The following is a 19,169-nucleotide window of genomic DNA, read 5'->3' on the forward strand; positions in this document are numbered from 1 at the left end:
AAATTCGCCCCTCCCTTTAATTTGTTATCCAATCACTGATTCTTCTTTTGGTGAAAAGCATTTTAATTTATCTATGTCATTGAATAAATTCATTTTAAACTCTATAACTTCCCTTGCAGCTTCTATACATTGTGGATATATAGCATCTGGTTCATATAAACTTGGATTTTGTTCTAATACTTCTCTGCACTTCTTATAATACGCTGATTTAACATCACTTGAAATATTTACTTTACAAACTCCTAGTTTAACTGCTTGTGCTATTTCTTCATCTGGATTTGACGATCCGCCATGAAGAACTAAAGGTATATCTACTACTTCTTTTATTTCTTTTAATAAATCTAATTTAAGCTCTGGTTTAAACCCTTTTGGATATATACCATGTGCTGTACCAATTGCAATGGCTAATGTGTCTACACCTGTTTTTTCAACAAAATCCCTAGCTAATTGTGGATTTGTATATATTATTTCATCAGAACCACCTTCTCCTGATGTTCCAGTTGTTCCTATTGTTCCAAGTTCTCCTTCTACAGATATATTTAATCCTTTTGCAATTTCTACTACTGCCCTAGATATTGCTACATTTTCTTCATATGATAAATGTGAGCCATCAATCATTACTGATGTAAATCCACATCTTATAGCTCTTAATATTTGACTTTTATTTGCTCCATGGTCTAAGTGTATTACCATAGGTACCTTACTCTTATGTGCTTCTTCTATACAACTAGCTACAAAGCTATCTTCTAGGAAACTTAACTCATTTGGGTGTATTGCAAGTATTACTGGTGCATTTTTTTCATTAGCACTCTGTACTACTGCTTTAAGTATTTGCCCACTCCCTATATTAAATGCTGGTACTGCAAATTGATTTTCTTGTGCTACTTTTAACATTTCCTTCATATTTATTAACATATTATACCTCCTGATATTTTAAATTTTAGTTTTGATTTGTTTGTGATTTATTTTGTTGTTGTTATATTTAAATAATATCAGGATAATAAAAGTTCGAAAATGACAATAGTTTTCCTTTTGAAAAAGGAACTTTTATTATACACTCTGAGTTCCTTTTCACTAAATAATTTTTAGAAGTCTATATCATAGTTAATTACAAAAAATCTTTTTTAAAAAAACTATTCCATTAGATGATAAATTCCATTCTCTATACTCAATAAGCTCAAAACAGACTTCAATAATTGTGATTGTTTTATAAGTATTCATTTAAACTCTACAACAGATAGCATCTTCATGGATTATAGAAATAATTTTTAAAATGGTAAAAGTGTAATAGTATATGGTCATCATTTGAGAAATAAAACTATGTTTGGTGAGCTATTTAATTTTAAAGATACTCGTACCATAGTGCATGCTATATTAGTATCAAAAATATTAAAAAGAAGTTGTCTCAAAATTGATTTTTTCTAATCAAACTTTAAATTCAACTCCCTTTTTGGATTTTTATATATTATTTTTTTATTATTTCTTCTTTAATTATCTTAAATTTTGATGGTAGGTAAAATAGAAAAAATCATACATATCATTAGTTTTATATTCTTCTTCCCTAATCTAAATCTTCACCATTTGAAGCAATTACTTTCTTATACCATTCAAAACTTTTCTTTTTCGTTCTTCTCAAACTTCCATTACCAATATTATCTCTGTCTACATATATAAATCCATAACGCTTTTCCATTTCACCTGTGCCAGCACTTACTAAATCAATAGGCCCCCATGTAGTATAACCTAATAAATCTACACCATCTATAGAAACTGCATCGTACATAGCTTTTATATGTTCTCTTAAATAATCAATTCTGTAATCATCTTCTACATAGCCATTTTCATCAGCTATATCTTTTGCACCTAATCCATTTTCTACAATAAATAATGGCTTTTCATATCTATCATATACATGATTTAATGTAATTCTTAGACCTAGCGGGTCAATTGGCCATCCCCATTGGCTGTATGAAAGATATGGATTTTTAGTAGATGTAAATATATTTCCTTCAGCTACATCATCTGAGTTTTCATCAGTTCTAACACAACGGCTGTTGTAATATGAGAATGAAATAAAATCTACTGTATATTTATTCAATAATTCAATATCACCAATCTCCATTTCTGGTGTAATACCCTTTTGTTCCATATATTTTAATGCATAATTAGGATATTTTCCTCTAGATTGCACGTCTACAAAGAAATAATTTTCTCTATCTAACTTCGTAGCTTCCCATACATCATTAGGATTGCAACTATAAGGATATACACTTCCAGCCGCAAACATACATCCAACTAAGTTATTTGCATCAACTTCATGTGCTATTTTAGTTGCAACTGCACTAGCTACAAGTTCATGGTGAGCAGCCTGATATTTTATCTTTTCAACATCTTCTCCTTCCTCAAAACAAATACCAGCACCCATAAATGGAGCATGTAAAATCATATTTATTTCATTAAAAGTTAACCAATACTTCACTAATCCTTTATATCTTCTAAAGATAACATTACATAGTTTCTCATAAAAGCCTATCATTTTACGATTACGCCATGCACCATACTTTTCAATCAAATGCATTGGACAATCAAAATGTGTAATAGTAACTAGTGGCTCTATGTTATACTTTTTACATTCTTTAAATATATTTTCATAAAACTGAAGCCCCTTTTCATTTGGTGTTTCTTCGTCACCTTTTGGGAATATTCTACTCCATGCAATACTCATTCTATATACTTTAAATCCCATTTCACCAAATAACTTTATATCTTCTTTATAATTATGGTACATATCAATACCAGTTTGAGCTGGATAATAATGCTCATCATCAAAATCAAACATTTTTAATTTTCCTGTAATAACTGCTGTTCTATCTTTTCCTGTTGGACATACATCTACATTTGCTAGACCTCTTTCATCTTCATTATATCCACCTTCACATTGATTAGCTGCAGTAGCTCCTCCCCATAAAAAATCTTTTTTAAAACTCATAGTTAAGCCTCCTAAAATTACAACTAAAGCATTAACTTATGCTAATGCTTTAGTCTTTTATTAATACTTTAATCTCTTCCTAAAATATAACTGTAATCAGATTATCTTCTAATTCAGCATTTTTACTTTTTGTTTCTACCACATCTAAAAATTGTGATGAATTTGTAATAACAACTGGAGTTACAACACTATATCCCGATTTCTTTATTACATCAATATCAAAGTTTAATATAGTTTGACCTTTTGTAATCCTATCACCTTGCTTTATACATGCCTCAAAACCTCTTCCTTCTAACTGAATAGTATTTAATCCAATATGAATAAGCACTTCGACACCTTCATCTGATAGAATTCCTATAGCATGTAAACTTGGAAATAAAGTTGTAACCACTCCATCTACTGGCGCAACTACCTTTCCATCACTAGGTATTATTGCTACACCTTGACCTAGTACACCAGATGCAAATGCCGCATCCTCTATATCACTTAAATTTAATACTTCACCTTTTATAGGGCTTACTACTATTTCTTTTTCTAATTTAGTAGACTTAACTTCTTTTGTTTCTTCTTTTATTTCCTCTTTTCCCTTATCTTTTGCTTCTTCTTTCTTGTCTTTATATAACACCATAGTTAATACAAAAGCTACAACCATTGATATAGCTATACCAGAAAGAGCTACTATTAAGTTACCCGTTCCCCCATCTGGTTCAATCATTGCTGGAAGTTCGAATATTCCCATCCCTCCAGTTATAAACTTTCTAAGATTAAAGAATCCATAGAAAGCTCCTCCAATACCACTAGCAATACAACTTATTATAAATGGTTTCTTTAAAGGTAATAATATTCCATAAATTGCTGGTTCTGTAACTCCAAATATACCAGATATAAAGTTTGGTATTGCCATCTCTTTTAATTTCTTATCTTTAGTCTTAAAGAATATCGCTAATACAACTGCTGAACTTGCAAATGTACAAGCAAAGAATGGCATCATAACATTATCGTATCCTAAAGTCATAACATTGTTTATATATACAGGAATGAATCCCCAGTGCATACCAAAAATAACAAGAATTTGCCAAGTGAACCCTACTATAGCACCTGCTAATAGTGGACTAAAATCTCTTATCGAAATTACAATTTGCGAAATAAGTGTAGAGCCAAATGTTGCTATAGGACCTATAACTATAAGTGCAACAGGTATTGCTACCAATAATGTAAGCATTGGTACAAAGAAAAACTTAACTAAGTCTGGAACAATCTTGTTAAATAATTTTTCACACTTAGATGCAAAATACACTATAAATATAATTGGTACAACTGTTCCAGTGTAATCCATTGATATTATTGGTAATCCAAAGAAATCAATATATACTGGTGATGCAAACATTGTTCCTTTAAATAAAGTATACATTGCATCTGTACCTGCGGATATACTGCTACCTTGTATGGCAGGATAACACATTGCAGCTCCTAGTGCTAATCCCAACATTGGTTTTAGACCAAATTTTTTAGCTGAAGTATATCCTAAAAATAAAGGAAGGAATGTAAATAATGCATCTCCTGCTGCATTTATTACCATATATCCACCAGACACATTACTATATAATCCCATTGCTACAAATAAAGCATTAAATCCTTTTAACATACCACAGGCTGCCATTATTCCTAGTACTGGCTGAAAAATTCCTGATATTATATCTATACATTTATCCAACATACTACCTGACTTTTTCGTTTCCGAATTTGCACTTGAGTCATCTAAGCCAATTATTTCAACTACATCTTTATAGACAGCTTCAACATGATTTCCTATAACTACTTGATATTGCCCTCCACTTTTCATTACAGTAACAATACCTTCCATATTTTTCAACACATCGTCATTTGCTATACTTTCATCTTTTAATGTAAAACGTAGTCTTGTAATACAGTGTACTAATCCACTAATATTTTCTTTTCCACCAACATTTTTTACTATGTCTTGTGCTAATTGTTTGTATTTTCCCATTTTTTCCTCCATATTTCTTTTAAATAAATTTTTTGAAATTTGAAGGTTTGGCCAACTCAATGTTACCATCCAACCATAGGTATAGTTTTGTTAGTATCACTCCTTTCAATAACTCTTACTATATACTGCCTATATACTGCTGAAAAATTATCAACTTACATATTTGAATCTTTAACTACTTTAGCTAAATGTATTGTTAAATATATAAGTTCATCATCTGTTAATATGTAGTTATATTGTTTTTTAATAAAATTGTTAATTTTAACTACACATTCAAACTCTTTATTATATTTAGACCTAATAATAATTAATAAGTCTTTATCTGTCTCACCTTCATGTACACTATTTGAAAGTAATCTCTGTGCAAAAAATTTCAGATGCATTATAAATCTATAATAAAATACTGATTCCTCATGAAATTCTATCCTAAAATGATATCTAACTATACTAAGTACTTCTTGTATTAACTTTGTAATATCAGATGCCAAAGTATGACCTTCACTTAACTGAGCATTTACTATATGAAAAGCTATAAATCCAGCTTCATCTTCAGGTAATTTTACACCTGTTCTGCTTTCAATAATATCTAGCGCTTTCATTCCAATTTCAAACTCTTCTTTATAGAACTTTTTAGTTTCCCAAAGTATTGCATTCTTTACGTTTATTCCTTCTTTCATTCTTTGAATTGCAGAGTATGTATGGTCACTTAATGATATATAAATACTTTCATTTAACTTCTTGTTTAACTTTATTTGTGCATACTCTATAATTTCACTTGATAATTTCATGTGCTCCATAGGAATATTATTAAGTAATTCCTGCAACTTATTTGATATTTCTTTATTTGATATTCTAAATACTTTATTTACTTTAGTTTTATCTATTAAATCGCCTTTTGATTTTTGATATCCAATGCCTCTGCCCATGACAATAATTTCTTCATCATTGCCATCTAATGTAATTACAACATTATTATTTAATATCTTATTAATTATCATGATTATCCTCCTTTTGAGCATAAAAAAAGCTTATCCATAATAATGGGCACAATCCTTCCTAGGATACTGCTATTATTAATGAATAAGCTTAGCTTGTACTTAAACAATTACTACCTAATTCCAATTATTATGATAAAACATTAGATATATTTTGTCAACGTTTTCTTTCAATGTATTTTATATTTATATATATAGACTATAATCTTTTTTGTTACTCTCATCATAATTTTTATCATAGAAGGTCATTTATCTTATTCATAAATTCAATTGCTAACGTTTTCATTTGAATTAGAATCTATATCAATAATAAAAAGATTTATGAGTCTAATTTAATATTTTTTTGAATCAATATAAATATAAAGTAATCTATACTTAGTACTACCAAAAACTCTATTGAAATTAATAAAAATCTGAAAAATTCATAATCTGTGTAAATATTTTAAATACTACTATCCTTACAGATATTAATATAAACGATATTAAAAATACCAATCCTAATAAAATATATTGTTTTTTCTCAGTTTAGTTGAACATACTATTAATTACTCTACCTTATAAGTTTATTGTTTAGGCTCTTCGATTTATATCTCATGCTATATTGTTAATTGTAGAAAATAAATCTATAATAGCTATATTCTAATTCTTAATAGATTTTTATATAGTTGCTTATTTTATATTAAAGCACAAAATACTCATATCCAATTGGTATAAGCATTTTCTGTTATCATCATATTTACTTAGGATACTTTAATTTAGTTATTTTTTATAAACATAATTCCACTATTTACTAATTCCTATATCTCATTAGCGTATAAAGCAGAAATTTCAGAACTTATAACTATATATTAATCTTTTGCCACTTCATAAATAAAAAATTTGCTTCACTTAAACCATGTGTAGACGCACTATTTCATGTAGATAACGACTGTATCTGTTGCTTTAGCAACGAGTTGACGATATATTTATATGTTTTAAGCTTATTAGTTGGGATTATAAAACATCCATCTACTTATTATATAATAAGTAATGTTAAGTTATTTATAAGTATACACATTTTGTATATTAAAGATAAGCATATCACTGAATTTTATTAAATATTAATTATATAAAATAAAAATAAACCCAGTATCTTGTTATTAACCACTAGGTTTATTTTTATGTTTCATATTATTCTAAGGTATTTGATGTAATCATATATATTTTTTATTGATCACGTCCTATTGTTCCATCTTCAAGACCTTTTTCTATTTGTTCCTCGCCTAGTTTTGGTAAATTATTCTGTTGCTCTGTCTCTTTTGGTGTATTATTTATTTCCTTCTTACCTTCACATCCAATTACGCTAAGAGCCACCATTGATACTATTACTATTGCTGTAAATTTCTTATTAAATTTCATTTTTTCTCTCCTTTTATTTTATATATTTTTTATTTTATTACCTTTTTCATAAAACTAATATTTATTAAATTTGCTAAACAGTATATTAATTATCTAACAAATTATTTGATGTGTAATTTTATTCTGATTTAAGTGCTACTATTGGTTGTAACTTAGATGCTTTATTTGCAGGAGATATTCCAAACACTACTCCCATAAATACTGCAAATCCAACTGCAGCAAATACTACATTCCATGCTATATAAGGCTCAGCCCCCATTGTTCCTAGTATTGGAAATGATCCAAGTATACCTATTGAAGAACCTAATATTCCACCTATTAAGCTTATTGTAAGAGATTCTACTAAGAACTGTACTAGTATAAAGTTTCTAGGAGACCCTAACGCTTTTCTTATACCTATTTCTTTAGTCCTCTCATTTACAGATACTAACATCATGTTCATTATACCTATACCTGCTACGAATAAAGATACACTTGCTATTGCTCCTACCATTAGGTTCATAATGGCATCCATTGATTTCATTGAATCTATCATTTCTTTATTACTTGATACATAAGAATCGTTTGGTGCCATACCTTTTTTAGTAAAGTGAGCTTTTATTTCATCCATTGTATTTGTAACACTATCATTTGAAGCAGATTGTACATTTAATTTAGATATATCACTTACTCCTAAAACAATTTGTGCTGTTTTATAAGGCATATATATAGTATCATCTTCTGGGCTATTATAAGCTTCATCAATCTTACTTAATACACCTATAACTTTGTATGGTATAGACTTAATATTTATTGTTTTTCCAAGTACATCTCCTTTAGGGAATAATTCACTGGCAACTTTACTCCCTAATACTATAACTTTAGTTGATTTATCATTGTCAATTGGCATAATAAATCTACCACTCTTGATTTTAGTGTTGTTTAGTTTTGCATAGTTTTCATCCGTTCCAACTATACTTTTTTTACTATCTTTTTTATCATAACTCACAGTTGCTGAATCACTTATTTCTGGAGATATTTCTTTTACATTCGAACTACTTTTCAATACTTTTATATCAAATTCAGTTATTTTTTTATCTCCATATACACTTGTAGTTATTAAATCTAGTGGCTTTGATTCAAAACTTTTATACATACTTTGTTTACTACCTATAGATATTGTAACGAATAGAATTACACTGGCTGTACCAATTGATATACCTAATGTAGTAAGAAATGAGCGTAGTTTATTAGCTTTGATTTCTCCTAATGCCATCTTAACTATTTGGAAAATATTCATATACGCCACCCCCTATTCAAAAATTTCACCATCTTTAATTCTTATCAATCTTTTAGCATTTCTTGCTATATCCATGTCATGAGTTATCATAATTATAGTTTTACCTTCTTGGTTTAGACCTTCTAATATCTCAAGTATTTCTTTACTTGTTTTACTATCTAATGCTCCTGTTGGCTCATCAGCTAGAAGTATTTGTGGATTTGTAGCTAGAGCTCTTGCTATTGCTACTCTTTGTTGTTGCCCTCCAGATAATTGATTCGGCCTATTATTTAATTTATCTTGTAGTCCAACCTTTTTCAGACATTCTATAGCTATTTCTCTTCTTTCTTTAGGCGTTTTACCTTGGTATATAAGAGGAAGTTCTATATTTTCTAAAGCTGATAATTTATTTAATAAGTTAAAACTTTGGAATATAAATCCTATTGTCTTATTTCTTACAGCACTTAACTCATCTTCACTTAGTGATGTTATACTTTTTCCGTCCAGTATGTATTCACCATTATCAGCTAAATCTAAACAACCAATAATATTCATAAAAGTTGATTTACCTGAACCTGATGGACCTATTATAGATACAAATTCGCCTTTTTTAATATCTAATGAAACCTTTTTTAATATAGTTATTTTTTCATCACCTATGCTATATGATTTCACTAAGTCCTTAACTTGTATTACATAATCATTCATATATTATCACCTTTCTATTCTATTGATTTTTCCATTGTTGAATTTAATTCTGCCCCTGAATTTTCAACAGAGCCTTTAAATGACTGTATACTTATACTTTCATTTTCTGAAAGTCCTTTTGTAACTTCTATATATTCTGAATCCGTAATTCCTGTTTCAATGTATTTTTTTTCACTTGTACTTGCAAGAGTAACAAAGTATCCTTTTTCATCTTTTTGAACCGCCATTACAGGAATCTTTATTACATCATTTTTTTCGTTTATTATGATTGTACCTGTTACAGACATACCATCTTTAAGACTTTGTATAGTTAAATTATTTTCTAAAATCCATCCAATAGTTTTGTCACTAGTTTCAACTTTATACCAATTCTCTTTTTTATCTAGTATTGCTACTTCTTCACCTTGTAATAATTTACCAAGACTCTTACTATTAGATGCATTATTCTTTCTAAGAATTGTATCATTGCTAGCTATTTTTACCTTTACATCTTTTTTATCTATTCCTTCTAACTTAACTCCATGTTTTTGTATCCACCCTTGTGTGTTATCTTCTAATCTAACTCTCATCCAGCTTCCTTTTCTTTCTAATATGTGGAATTTATCTCCTTTTTCTATTTTAGCTACTTTTCCATATTCTTTAGATGGTCCTTTTCTTACACTTATTTCTTCGTATTTACTCTCTCCAACTTCAAGTATCAGGTTAGAAACTGCCACAGTTACATTGTATGTCGGACTCTCTCCCTCTTCTGCTTTGTTAGATATTTCAGTTATTGTTCCTTTTATAGTTTCATCTGGAAATGCCTTTGCATTTATCTCAACTATTTGATTTACTTCTAACTGAGATACATCATATTGATTCACTGATACAATTATTTTAATGGCATTTGGATTGTTTCCTTCTGCATCAATTAATGAAACTTTTCCTCCAGCTGATACAACTGATTTTATATTTCCTTTTTCTACTGATAGAGTGTTCATTGTTAAATTCATTTGCTGTTGCTGTTTTGCCTCTGCATTTTTATTAAGCCCTATGTATGCCCCCGATCCTGCTAGAGTTATTGTAATAGCTGCTATAACTATAAGTTTTTTTGGTTTTTTCATGATATTCCTCCTTAAGTATTGTAAAGTACTGTAAATATATAATTACACTTTAATATTTTCCATAATTTATCTTATATTTGTATTTCTCATCACCAATATAACATCTTAATATTTACTTTGATAAATGTTAGGCTTTAGAGCTAATCCTTAACTCTGGTATGAGTGTAACATCTTAATGTTAATCTTATGTTTACATAAACGTAGTTCTTGTATATTTGATTTATCACAAGCTAATCTCTTTGTTTTATTATGGAAATTCTTCCTTTAGTATCATCCATAAATTAATACGCTACAAACTATACATCATATGTTAATTGTATGTTTACTCTTTAGCTATAGCATTGAGTTTCATTTTAATATATTATAAACTTCTTATTATCAAATAAAACGATTATATATAAGGAGAAAAAGTATGAAAATAACAAAAAGTCACATAGTAGCACTTTTATTAGTAGCAACAACATCTTTAACTATAGGATGTGAATCAGCAAATAATAACAATAAGAGTAATAAAATAACTCAAGTACCATCTGATACTCAAAGTGTATCTAATTTTACTTTAGAAAAGATGGATAAATTAAATAAAGAAGTCTTACCTCAAGTAGAAAAACTATTTAAAGAAAATGGTATAGAGATTAAGGATAGAGAATTTGATGAAGGTATAGAAAAAAAACCTGGAGATATTTATAAGACACATATGAATAATTCAAACACTACAATTGGTGATATTTTAATTGCAGAATATATTTCTAAAGCTAATGAAGGATCTTGGAGAGTTACTTTAGCAATAAATACTGATAAAGATACATTTAAAGGTAATAAATTCAAAGTAGAGGATACTTTATTTCATAGTTTATCAAATATTATAGTTAAAAATAATATAGATTACTCTGATTTAAATAATCAAATAAATGAACTTGCATCTAATGAAGATGGAAAGTTAAAATCAGTAAATATCGAAAGTGGAGATTTTAATATTGGTGTATTATTAACTGGTAAATATATTATGTTTGATATTACTTTAATCAACTAAATAAAAATATCTAGGATAACTCTATAAGTAAATTTATATTCTTCTATTATTTCTAGTGGCTTTAATATAAAGTGTGTATTTTTCCAAAAAGTAGTGATGATTAGAACATCAAATATCACTATATAAAGAAAAGTTCACACTTTTTATCTTTAACAAAGTGAAAAAAACTTATTGAAGAATATGATGTTAAAATAACTACAGATGTTCAAGATATGTTGAAAAATTTATTTGCAAGTACAATTCACCAGATGTTAGAAATAGAGTTTGATGAGCATTTAGGTTATGATAGATATAATAATAGAAACACTAAAAACTCTAGAAATTGATATAAAAATAAAAATGTTAAATCAGATTTTGGAGAAATAACTTTAAATATTCCAAGGGCCCGAAATGGAGATTTTGAACCAAAGGTAATTAGAAACTACGAAAATGATATATCAGGAATAGATAACCAAGTGATTGGAATGTACTCAAAAGGCATGTCTACTTGAAATATATCAAGTCATCTTAAAAATATTTACGGAATTGATATATCCCATTCACTAATAGCTAAAATTACTGATAGAGTTATACCTTTAGCTCATGAATAGCAAAATAGACCACTTGGTATAATTTATCCAATTGTATTTATGGATACTATACATTATAAAGTTAGAAGTGAAGGTAGAATAATAAACAAAGCAACATATATAACTATAGGTATTAACTTAGAATGTATAAAGGAGGTCTTAGGGATATGGATTGGAGAAAATAAAGGTTGAAAGTATTAGCTAAATGTATTTACATATGTTAGAAATAGAGGAGTTAAGGTTATATTAATAGCTTCTGTAATTGGATTTTCTGATACAATTAAAGCAGTATTTTCTGATACTGAAATACAAAGATGTGTTGTGCATCAAATTAGAAACACTTTAAATTATATATCATACAAAAATAGAAAAGAATTTGCAAAATATTTAAAGAAAGTATATGCTGCAATTACAGAAGAAGTAGCGTTAAGTGATCTATCGCTCTTAGAGAAAAAATGGGGTAATCAATATACAAAGCATTAAGAGGTCAGCGAAACAATTGGAATGAACTAGCAACATATTTTAAATATCCTCAAGAGATGAGAACATTGATATATACTACAAATTCAATAGAAAGTTACAATAGATTATTAAGAAAGGTTACTAAATCAAAGTATATTTTTCCTTCAGATGATTCTTTACACAAATCATTATACTTAGCAAATATGGATATTTTTGAAAAATGGACTCAGATAATTAGAAATTGGACTCAGATTTTAACTCATTTAAGTATTTATTTTTAAAAAAGAAATTTAACTCTAAGTTAATAAAGAAATATTTCAAAAAAATCAAGAAATTTTCTTAAATAGATAATAATTTTTCGAAAAATAGAAAAAACATGAAAGTAAGGCTATGATTTTTACAACCATAGCCTTATCAATAAATATCTAATTATCACTTAAAAAATAATTTTTCATTTAAAAAATACACATAAATATTTCCAGACTCTATCTGCTTTTTTAACTATTTACCTTGGATAGCCCTTATGATACATTAATCCATTTTCTAGCATTAATTCTTGAGTTAAGTATATATGACCCTTACAATGCATATCTGATACACCCTCACTTATAAGTTTATATGTTTCAGAAGTATATAAATAATCCAAACTTTTACCTGTATTTTTGGAAAATTGTAATATAATTTTTTTATATAGTGATTGCAACAATGTCTTATTAGCTTCCATAAAACTATACCCCCTCCTCGCATCTAAACTTTAAATTTTTATTTATTATTTAACTGTATATTCACTAATTTTTATAATTTATAATACTCTTCTTATCTTAAAACAATTATAATCTAACATTAATCACACATTATATTATATATAAATATTTTTAACAAACTTAATAATTAAATAACTATATTTCATTAATCATTTTATAAATATTTACAATCTATCCACTATTCTTCTTCAATAAATTTAAACAAATTTTCTACTGTAGTATTAAATACTTTAGCAATATCCATCGCTAACTTTAAAGAAGGATTATATTTTCCATTTTCTAAGTGCACAATAGTCTCACGTCTTACCCCAACTGATTTGGCAAGTTCATTTTGTGTCATAAGGAGTTTTTCTCTATATTCTTTAATTTTTGTTTTCATCAATATTGCCACTTAGTTACATATCCCCCTTTTATCAAAATATATATACAAAATTAATTTAGATAAAGATTGTATAAATAAAACAGCAATAAGAATTATACCTATATCTAAATTTGATATATCCAAAGCTCTTGTATGATTGGCTGAAAAGAAAACAGCTATTACAAATATAGAGTATAGCATTATTTTTGATGCAATCTGATCAACCTTTAATAGCATAAATTTTGATGCTTCATCAACTAAATCATTATATTTCTTATTATACATGAAATCACATGCCCAAAAAGCTAATAAAATTATAAAAGTAACCCAAATACCTTCCCCTTTAAAAATAAACTTTTTTAATAATAAGTCTATAAAAAAATAGGATAGCATTAGTAACTCTGAAACAAGATTTGCTTTAACACCAAGTTCTGATCTAGACATATAAAATCACTCCTTAAAAGTTATATATTTATAACACCTTATGTTATAAATATATAACTTTTCCAAATAAATTGCAATAGAATATTGTAAATATTTAGTAATATCTTGATAAATATAACTTATAAAAAATTTCATAATAAACATCAAATAGTTACAAATAATATTATAAAACTACTTCTTCACTCATTTTTATGGAACTGTCTATTTAAAAAACTCTTCTACTATAAAAACATATTCTTTAATAAACATTACAATACAGTGCTAGATTAGTTTACTATATCTATTCTATCAATCATATCATTTGCTAACTATTTTCCTAATGAACATGTAATATTGAAATATATAATTATACAACCTAAATGAACCCCCATATCCCCTCAAAAAACATTTTTCTGTGGTTGAGATACAGTTGGTAGATTTCATCACCAAAATAAAAAATACTAGTCAATATTGACTAGTATTTCCAAGTATTTCATTATTCTTTTTTACAAATTGGTAGAGACGAATCGCAGGAATAATACCCACGATTAATTCATTTCATATACAACTCTAAGTTTTTATTAAAAATATACATCACTTTACTATTCTATGATATAACACAACAAAAGAAACTACAATCTATGAGTGGTGGTTTCATATAGTCCTAGCTCCTATAGTATGTAGGAACTAGGTGTACTCTGTATAGAACTAATTATAAATTTTATTATAGGAGCTATCGTTTCTATTTGTATTGCTATAAGTACTAATTACACATATAATAAACTAAAAAACCACTTATCTATTGGTCGTAGAAAAAGTGGTTTAGAATTTGAATTTAAAATTAAATTCAAGTTCACTAAAAAGTAATCTATACTAAAAACCACTACTCTACCCACTAGATTATAGTTTCTTTTTATTTTATCTATAACTATATTATACTACATTACATTTAAAAACAAATCTTAAACTTCTTTATTACAATTCATTAGTTCGAAAAAATATTTAGAATCATGAGTTTTATAAAGGTTTAACCAAGAACTTAATGCTTCTTCTTTAAAAACATCTAAAACTTTTAAAACTTGTATCGTAAATTCTAATGGTGCAATTCCTGAAGCAGTAATTAAATTTTCATCATTAACTGCAGATTCCATTTTATAATATTTTTCTCCAGAATAACTTGGTATCACCATTTTTAGAAATTCTAAATCATTACTTGTATGATTTCTAAAATCTAGTAAACCCTTTTTAGCTAGCCCTAAAGTAGCACCACAAATAGCTGCAACTATAGACCCTTGTTCAAAAGCTTCTTTAGATTTTTCTAATATTTTCTCATGACCTATAGATGTCCAAGTATTTCCCCCTGGCAAAATTAATAAATCATTACTTTCCATATTAAACTCATCAATTGTAAGCTCAGGTAAAACTTTTAATCCACCCATTGTTATAATAGGATTTTTATTAATTCCTACTGTAAGTACTTTTAATGGTTTTAATCCTTTTTTAAAATATCTTCCTGTATTTAATTCAGCAGTTAAATATCCAACTTCCCAATCTGACATAGTATCAAATACATACATATATACTTTTCTATTTTTCATTTTTTTCTCCTTATATGATTAATTAATATACCTAATTGTAAAATAACTTAACTGACATACTCTGTCAGTCAAGTTATTAAATTTGATAATGATTAATTAATTCGAGTAAATTTTCAACCATTTTATCCCTAAGACTTAATGGTTCAATTATTTGTATCGATTTTCTATAAGGTATAAGTATATTTGGTACATAGGTAAATATTATATCTTCTTGAAGTTTAAATATTACTTTATTTGGAGTCCTTTCTTTCAAATAATATCCTAGAAGCCAATGCTGACATAAGTTGTCCAATGCATTCATCCTTCCTTCTATAACTAATGTTATAAGATTATCTTCATCTTTTGTTTCATCCATAATCCCTTTTATAAAAAATTCACTTGCAGAGAATTCCTTTGGTCTACTAAAAGTATTTGATGTTTCTATGACACTACCAATTCTATCTACCCTAAAACTACGAATTTCATTTCTCATTTGACAAAATGCTACTATATACCAATTATTATTCCAATGAACAATTCCATATGGATTTATAATCCTACATTTTGATTTTTCTTCACGACCTGTACGATAGTTGATTTCTATAGATAATTCATTTACTATACTATTTTTCAACTTTTTAAGTACAGATTCTATAGATATTTTTCCAGTGGGTTTTATTACTTCAAAACCTATTAAATGTTTTGTTAAAATTTCTTCTTGTTTTTGATTTGAATACATTTTTAACTTTGATGTTGCTTTATCTAATGTGTCATCTAAGAAACATCCCTCTTCTTTAGCAAATATAGCTGCATGAAGTAGAGCAGTTTGCTCTTCTGTATCAAAAAAAAGAGGTGCTTTAATGAAGTTATTCAAAAGTGTATATCCACCATTATGACCTGTATCTGAAATTATAGGTACTCCACTAGCAGATAATGCATCAATGTATCTGTAGACAGTCCTTATGTTTATTTCTAGTTTTTCAGATATTTGTTTTGCAGTAACTTTTTTATCTGAGTTTAATATCCATAATATAGACATCATATTGTCAATTTTAGCCATATAGTTTTACCCCTTCATATATGTTTTATAAGTTAATTATATATGTTATTAGAATAATTTTCACAAAAAAAATATTAGCAAATTGCTAATATTTTTGATGGCTTTTAATGGTGGAGACGAGGGGAGTCTATAAGTGGTTATTTGATTGTTTTGTTGGTTTTTGTAAATGTAGGTATATAGCTATTTGGTTATGATGTTAAACTGATTTTTTCGGATATTTTTTATTGTTTATTTTTGTAGTTGGGGTATTATTGGGGGGGGGGAATAGTGGATGATATAATCTTTCAATTTTATAAAAGTTCCATTAACAACATATTATACGTTTTTAAATATTTACTAGACTTTTTCAAAATAAATATCTAATTATTTAAATCAATACCAATATAATTTATAAATGGATTTATAATTGTATCTTCTATCATGTTTAGTGTAAACAACTTATTTTAATTTAAATTCGTAACCAATAAAGTACCAATCTGACTTATAATTCTATATCAGTACAACTATGGAAAAATTTAATTCTATATCTCCTCACTTAATCTTATGACTTCTCTTAAATCTTTGTAATAATCCTCTATATTCATTTCCATACATTGCTTTCTATTTTCCTCAGTTCTACTATGATCCCAATAAACTCCAAAATTTTGTATAGTTGACACTAAGTTTATACATTTATCAAACCAATCTTTAATTTCAATTGGTGGAAAATCTAAATTTATAACTTTATTGTAACACTCATCCATTTTTTTCTTTCTACTATCTATAATTTGAAAAATATTATCTTCACATATTTTCTTATTTTCATATTCATTATAGAAGGATATAACTTCTTCAGATATGTTTATCATATTTGTTAAAATTTCTTTAACTTCGTATACTGCCTTTTCTTTAGTGATTGTATTTTGACTTATATATGATTTTAAGCTTTCGTAGTTATCATATGTTTCAGTGTGAACACCGTTGATAAAAAATTTATTTTTCCCATTTACACTATACCATATATCTTTCTCTTGATATTTATCAATCCAAGTAGTTTTACACATATATATTCCATTTATCATATCAATTTCATCTTTGCCAAAATATACCCATATTATATTAGCATCTTTTCCTTTTAATCTATCTTCTCCTATTTCACTATTATAAACTTCAACAGACTTAACTATATCAAAAACCTCATTAGATATTTCTGATATATCACAATAGGAGAATTTATTTTTTAATATAACTTCTACTGAATATCTTTTTATTATACTTATATGTAAAGGTTTGACATTGTATATTATGTAATCGTCATGCTCTTGAAAAACTTTCTTTTTTATATAAGATTTATAATCTTTTACATTAAAATATATATCTCCCAGTATGTTAGACCTAAAGATAGGATTTTGTTTACAGTTTATATAATTTTTGTTCAATATATTCATACGCAAATTAATATACTTGCTTATTGCTCTTAAAGATAACTCCCCTTTTCTTACTATGTATTCATTTCTTAACGCTTCTGATAATAAACTTGTAAATCTACTAATTGAACTATCTGGAAGAGAAAATGATTCTTGATATTCACTACTTGATACTAACACTGCACATCCTTTTCTATCAAACAAGGAAAATATGTCTTTAATATTCATTTTTTGTTTGTCACTTACATTAAATTTACCTGCAAAGCAACAATCAATAAATACAATTTTATTTTTACAATTTAATCCTTCTATAAAATCAATTACAAATTGAATAGAAACTAATTCATCACTTAATACTAAGTAATGCACTCCGTTATTACATATGCATCCATGCCCTGAAAAGTAAAATATAAATGTATCATCATCTCCTACAGAATCGCTTATTTCTTGAAAAGTTTTAAAAAATAAATCTTTTCTGACTTCATACTCCATACCTAAAGTTCTTATATTATTCGAAGTAGTCCCCAGTCTTTTATGTAACACATTATTAATCTCAATTATATCATTTTTGCAAAATAGCAAATCTTTATTTTTAACTATACTATATTTACTTACTCCTACAATTAATGCTTTTAAGCTTTTCATATTCCATCTCCCCTTTATAATTTTTCAATTTAATATACTTAAAATGATATTTTAATTGTTTTATTGATTCTATAAAAGCTAGTATCACACTACTTTTTTGACTTTTTCATTATTTACTTTTGTAGTTGGATTATAATTTTTCAAGGTAAGTATATGTATTTATTTACATCGCACCCATATAATTTATATCTCTGATTTACCTGACCTAAACTTAGTGTAATTTAAACCAATGTAAAATCATCCACCTCTTCACCATATATTTTTTAAAATTCCCCAAAATATTTATATTAATAGAATTTCATGTGTTTTTTGTATTCTACTATTCATAAAAATTTTAAAGTGAGTAATATTTCCAATTATTTATATCTTATTTAATATCATTTTATTCCCTCAAGTATTTATTTAAATTG

Annotated in this window: 15 protein-coding genes and 1 pseudogene; 2 read left to right on the plus strand and 14 right to left on the minus strand. The window is 27.0% G+C overall.

What is annotated here, in order from left to right; translation table 11 throughout:
- Positions 1-24 precede the first annotated feature (24 nt).
- The 8 genes from IC758_RS16640 to IC758_RS16675 all read right to left on the minus strand — a co-directional run bounded on the left by IC758_RS16640 (position 25) and on the right by IC758_RS16675 (position 10,459).
- The gene (locus IC758_RS16640; RefSeq protein ID WP_227835140.1) at positions 25-915 is read right to left on the minus strand and encodes a ketose-bisphosphate aldolase; all 891 of its coding nucleotides are present in this window, start codon (positions 913-915) and stop codon (positions 25-27) included.
- A 646-nt stretch (positions 916-1,561) separates the two neighbouring features.
- Positions 1,562-2,989 (minus strand): 6-phospho-beta-glucosidase, encoded by a 1,428-nt coding sequence (locus IC758_RS16645; RefSeq protein WP_227860607.1) that lies wholly within the window; start codon positions 2,987-2,989, stop codon positions 1,562-1,564.
- A 79-nt stretch (positions 2,990-3,068) separates the two neighbouring features.
- On the minus strand, positions 3,069-4,997 hold the full coding sequence (locus IC758_RS16650; protein WP_227860608.1) for a beta-glucoside-specific PTS transporter subunit IIABC: 1,929 nt from the start codon (positions 4,995-4,997) through the stop codon (positions 3,069-3,071).
- Positions 4,998-5,152: 155 nt separating this feature from the next.
- On the minus strand, positions 5,153-5,995 hold the full coding sequence (gene licT, locus IC758_RS16655; RefSeq protein WP_227433820.1) for a BglG family transcription antiterminator LicT: 843 nt from the start codon (positions 5,993-5,995) through the stop codon (positions 5,153-5,155).
- Between the two features lie 1,203 nt (positions 5,996-7,198).
- The gene (locus IC758_RS16660; RefSeq protein WP_227433819.1) at positions 7,199-7,390 is read right to left on the minus strand and encodes a hypothetical protein; all 192 of its coding nucleotides are present in this window, start codon (positions 7,388-7,390) and stop codon (positions 7,199-7,201) included.
- Positions 7,391-7,508: 118 nt separating this feature from the next.
- A complete protein-coding gene (locus tag IC758_RS16665) occupies positions 7,509-8,669 on the minus strand; it encodes an ABC transporter permease (protein WP_227433818.1) in 1,161 nt (386 codons plus the stop codon).
- Positions 8,670-8,681: 12 nt separating this feature from the next.
- Positions 8,682-9,356 (minus strand): ABC transporter ATP-binding protein, encoded by a 675-nt coding sequence (locus IC758_RS16670; RefSeq protein WP_227433817.1) that lies wholly within the window; start codon positions 9,354-9,356, stop codon positions 8,682-8,684.
- Between the two features lie 14 nt (positions 9,357-9,370).
- The gene (locus tag IC758_RS16675) at positions 9,371-10,459 is read right to left on the minus strand and encodes an SH3 domain-containing protein (RefSeq protein WP_227433816.1); all 1,089 of its coding nucleotides are present in this window, start codon (positions 10,457-10,459) and stop codon (positions 9,371-9,373) included.
- 412 nt (positions 10,460-10,871) lie between these two features.
- Between IC758_RS16675 and IC758_RS16680 the strand changes: the two genes are divergently transcribed.
- A complete protein-coding gene (locus IC758_RS16680; RefSeq protein WP_227433815.1) occupies positions 10,872-11,492 on the plus strand; it encodes a hypothetical protein in 621 nt (206 codons plus the stop codon).
- Positions 11,493-11,662: 170 nt separating this feature from the next.
- Positions 11,663-12,804 (plus strand): annotated as a pseudogene (locus IC758_RS16685) (IS256 family transposase).
- A gap of 224 nt (positions 12,805-13,028) precedes the next feature.
- On the opposite strand, the gene IC758_RS16690 reads toward IC758_RS16685, so the two are convergent.
- The 6 genes from IC758_RS16690 to IC758_RS16715 all read right to left on the minus strand — a co-directional run bounded on the left by IC758_RS16690 (position 13,029) and on the right by IC758_RS16715 (position 18,759).
- Positions 13,029-13,247, minus strand: a complete 219-nt coding sequence (locus tag IC758_RS16690; RefSeq protein WP_227433814.1) for a hypothetical protein — start codon at positions 13,245-13,247, stop codon at positions 13,029-13,031.
- 218 nt (positions 13,248-13,465) lie between these two features.
- Positions 13,466-13,678, minus strand: a complete 213-nt coding sequence (locus tag IC758_RS16695; RefSeq protein ID WP_227433813.1) for a helix-turn-helix transcriptional regulator — start codon at positions 13,676-13,678, stop codon at positions 13,466-13,468.
- Positions 13,679-14,092 (minus strand): hypothetical protein, encoded by a 414-nt coding sequence (locus IC758_RS16700; RefSeq protein ID WP_227433812.1) that lies wholly within the window; start codon positions 14,090-14,092, stop codon positions 13,679-13,681.
- 941 nt (positions 14,093-15,033) lie between these two features.
- Positions 15,034-15,669, minus strand: a complete 636-nt coding sequence (locus IC758_RS16705; protein WP_227433811.1) for a type 1 glutamine amidotransferase family protein — start codon at positions 15,667-15,669, stop codon at positions 15,034-15,036.
- A gap of 76 nt (positions 15,670-15,745) precedes the next feature.
- The gene (locus IC758_RS16710) at positions 15,746-16,708 is read right to left on the minus strand and encodes a helix-turn-helix transcriptional regulator (RefSeq protein ID WP_227433810.1); all 963 of its coding nucleotides are present in this window, start codon (positions 16,706-16,708) and stop codon (positions 15,746-15,748) included.
- A 521-nt stretch (positions 16,709-17,229) separates the two neighbouring features.
- Positions 17,230-18,759, minus strand: coding sequence for a caspase family protein (locus IC758_RS16715; RefSeq protein WP_227860609.1), 1,530 nt, complete (start codon positions 18,757-18,759; stop codon positions 17,230-17,232).
- Positions 18,760-19,169: the final 410 nt, after the last annotated feature.

This window comes from Clostridioides sp. ES-W-0016-02, assembly GCF_020641035.1.
In the GTDB taxonomy this organism is placed as follows: Bacteria; Bacillota; Clostridia; order Peptostreptococcales; family Peptostreptococcaceae; genus Clostridioides.

What these genes read in the sequence shown, in the direction of transcription:
- IC758_RS16665 (WP_227433818.1), bottom strand. Translation starts at nt 8,669, where the DNA reads ATGAATATTTTCCAAATAGTTAAGATGGCATTAGGAGAAATCAAAGCT.
- IC758_RS16645 (WP_227860607.1), bottom strand. Translation starts at nt 2,989, where the DNA reads ATGAGTTTTAAAAAAGATTTTTTATGGGGAGGAGCTACTGCAGCTAAT.
- licT (WP_227433820.1), bottom strand. Translation starts at nt 5,995, where the DNA reads ATGATAATTAATAAGATATTAAATAATAATGTTGTAATTACATTAGAT.
- IC758_RS16715 (WP_227860609.1), bottom strand. Translation starts at nt 18,759, where the DNA reads ATGAAAAGCTTAAAAGCATTAATTGTAGGAGTAAGTAAATATAGTATA.
- IC758_RS16670 (WP_227433817.1), bottom strand. Translation starts at nt 9,356, where the DNA reads ATGAATGATTATGTAATACAAGTTAAGGACTTAGTGAAATCATATAGC.
- IC758_RS16680 (WP_227433815.1), top strand. Translation starts at nt 10,872, where the DNA reads ATGAAAATAACAAAAAGTCACATAGTAGCACTTTTATTAGTAGCAACA.
- IC758_RS16640 (WP_227835140.1), bottom strand. Translation starts at nt 915, where the DNA reads ATGTTAATAAATATGAAGGAAATGTTAAAAGTAGCACAAGAAAATCAA.
- IC758_RS16700 (WP_227433812.1), bottom strand. Translation starts at nt 14,092, where the DNA reads ATGTCTAGATCAGAACTTGGTGTTAAAGCAAATCTTGTTTCAGAGTTA.
- IC758_RS16675 (WP_227433816.1), bottom strand. Translation starts at nt 10,459, where the DNA reads ATGAAAAAACCAAAAAAACTTATAGTTATAGCAGCTATTACAATAACT.
- IC758_RS16660 (WP_227433819.1), bottom strand. Translation starts at nt 7,390, where the DNA reads ATGAAATTTAATAAGAAATTTACAGCAATAGTAATAGTATCAATGGTG.
- IC758_RS16650 (WP_227860608.1), bottom strand. Translation starts at nt 4,997, where the DNA reads ATGGGAAAATACAAACAATTAGCACAAGACATAGTAAAAAATGTTGGT.
- IC758_RS16705 (WP_227433811.1), bottom strand. Translation starts at nt 15,669, where the DNA reads ATGAAAAATAGAAAAGTATATATGTATGTATTTGATACTATGTCAGAT.
- IC758_RS16710 (WP_227433810.1), bottom strand. Translation starts at nt 16,708, where the DNA reads ATGGCTAAAATTGACAATATGATGTCTATATTATGGATATTAAACTCA.
- IC758_RS16690 (WP_227433814.1), bottom strand. Translation starts at nt 13,247, where the DNA reads ATGGAAGCTAATAAGACATTGTTGCAATCACTATATAAAAAAATTATA.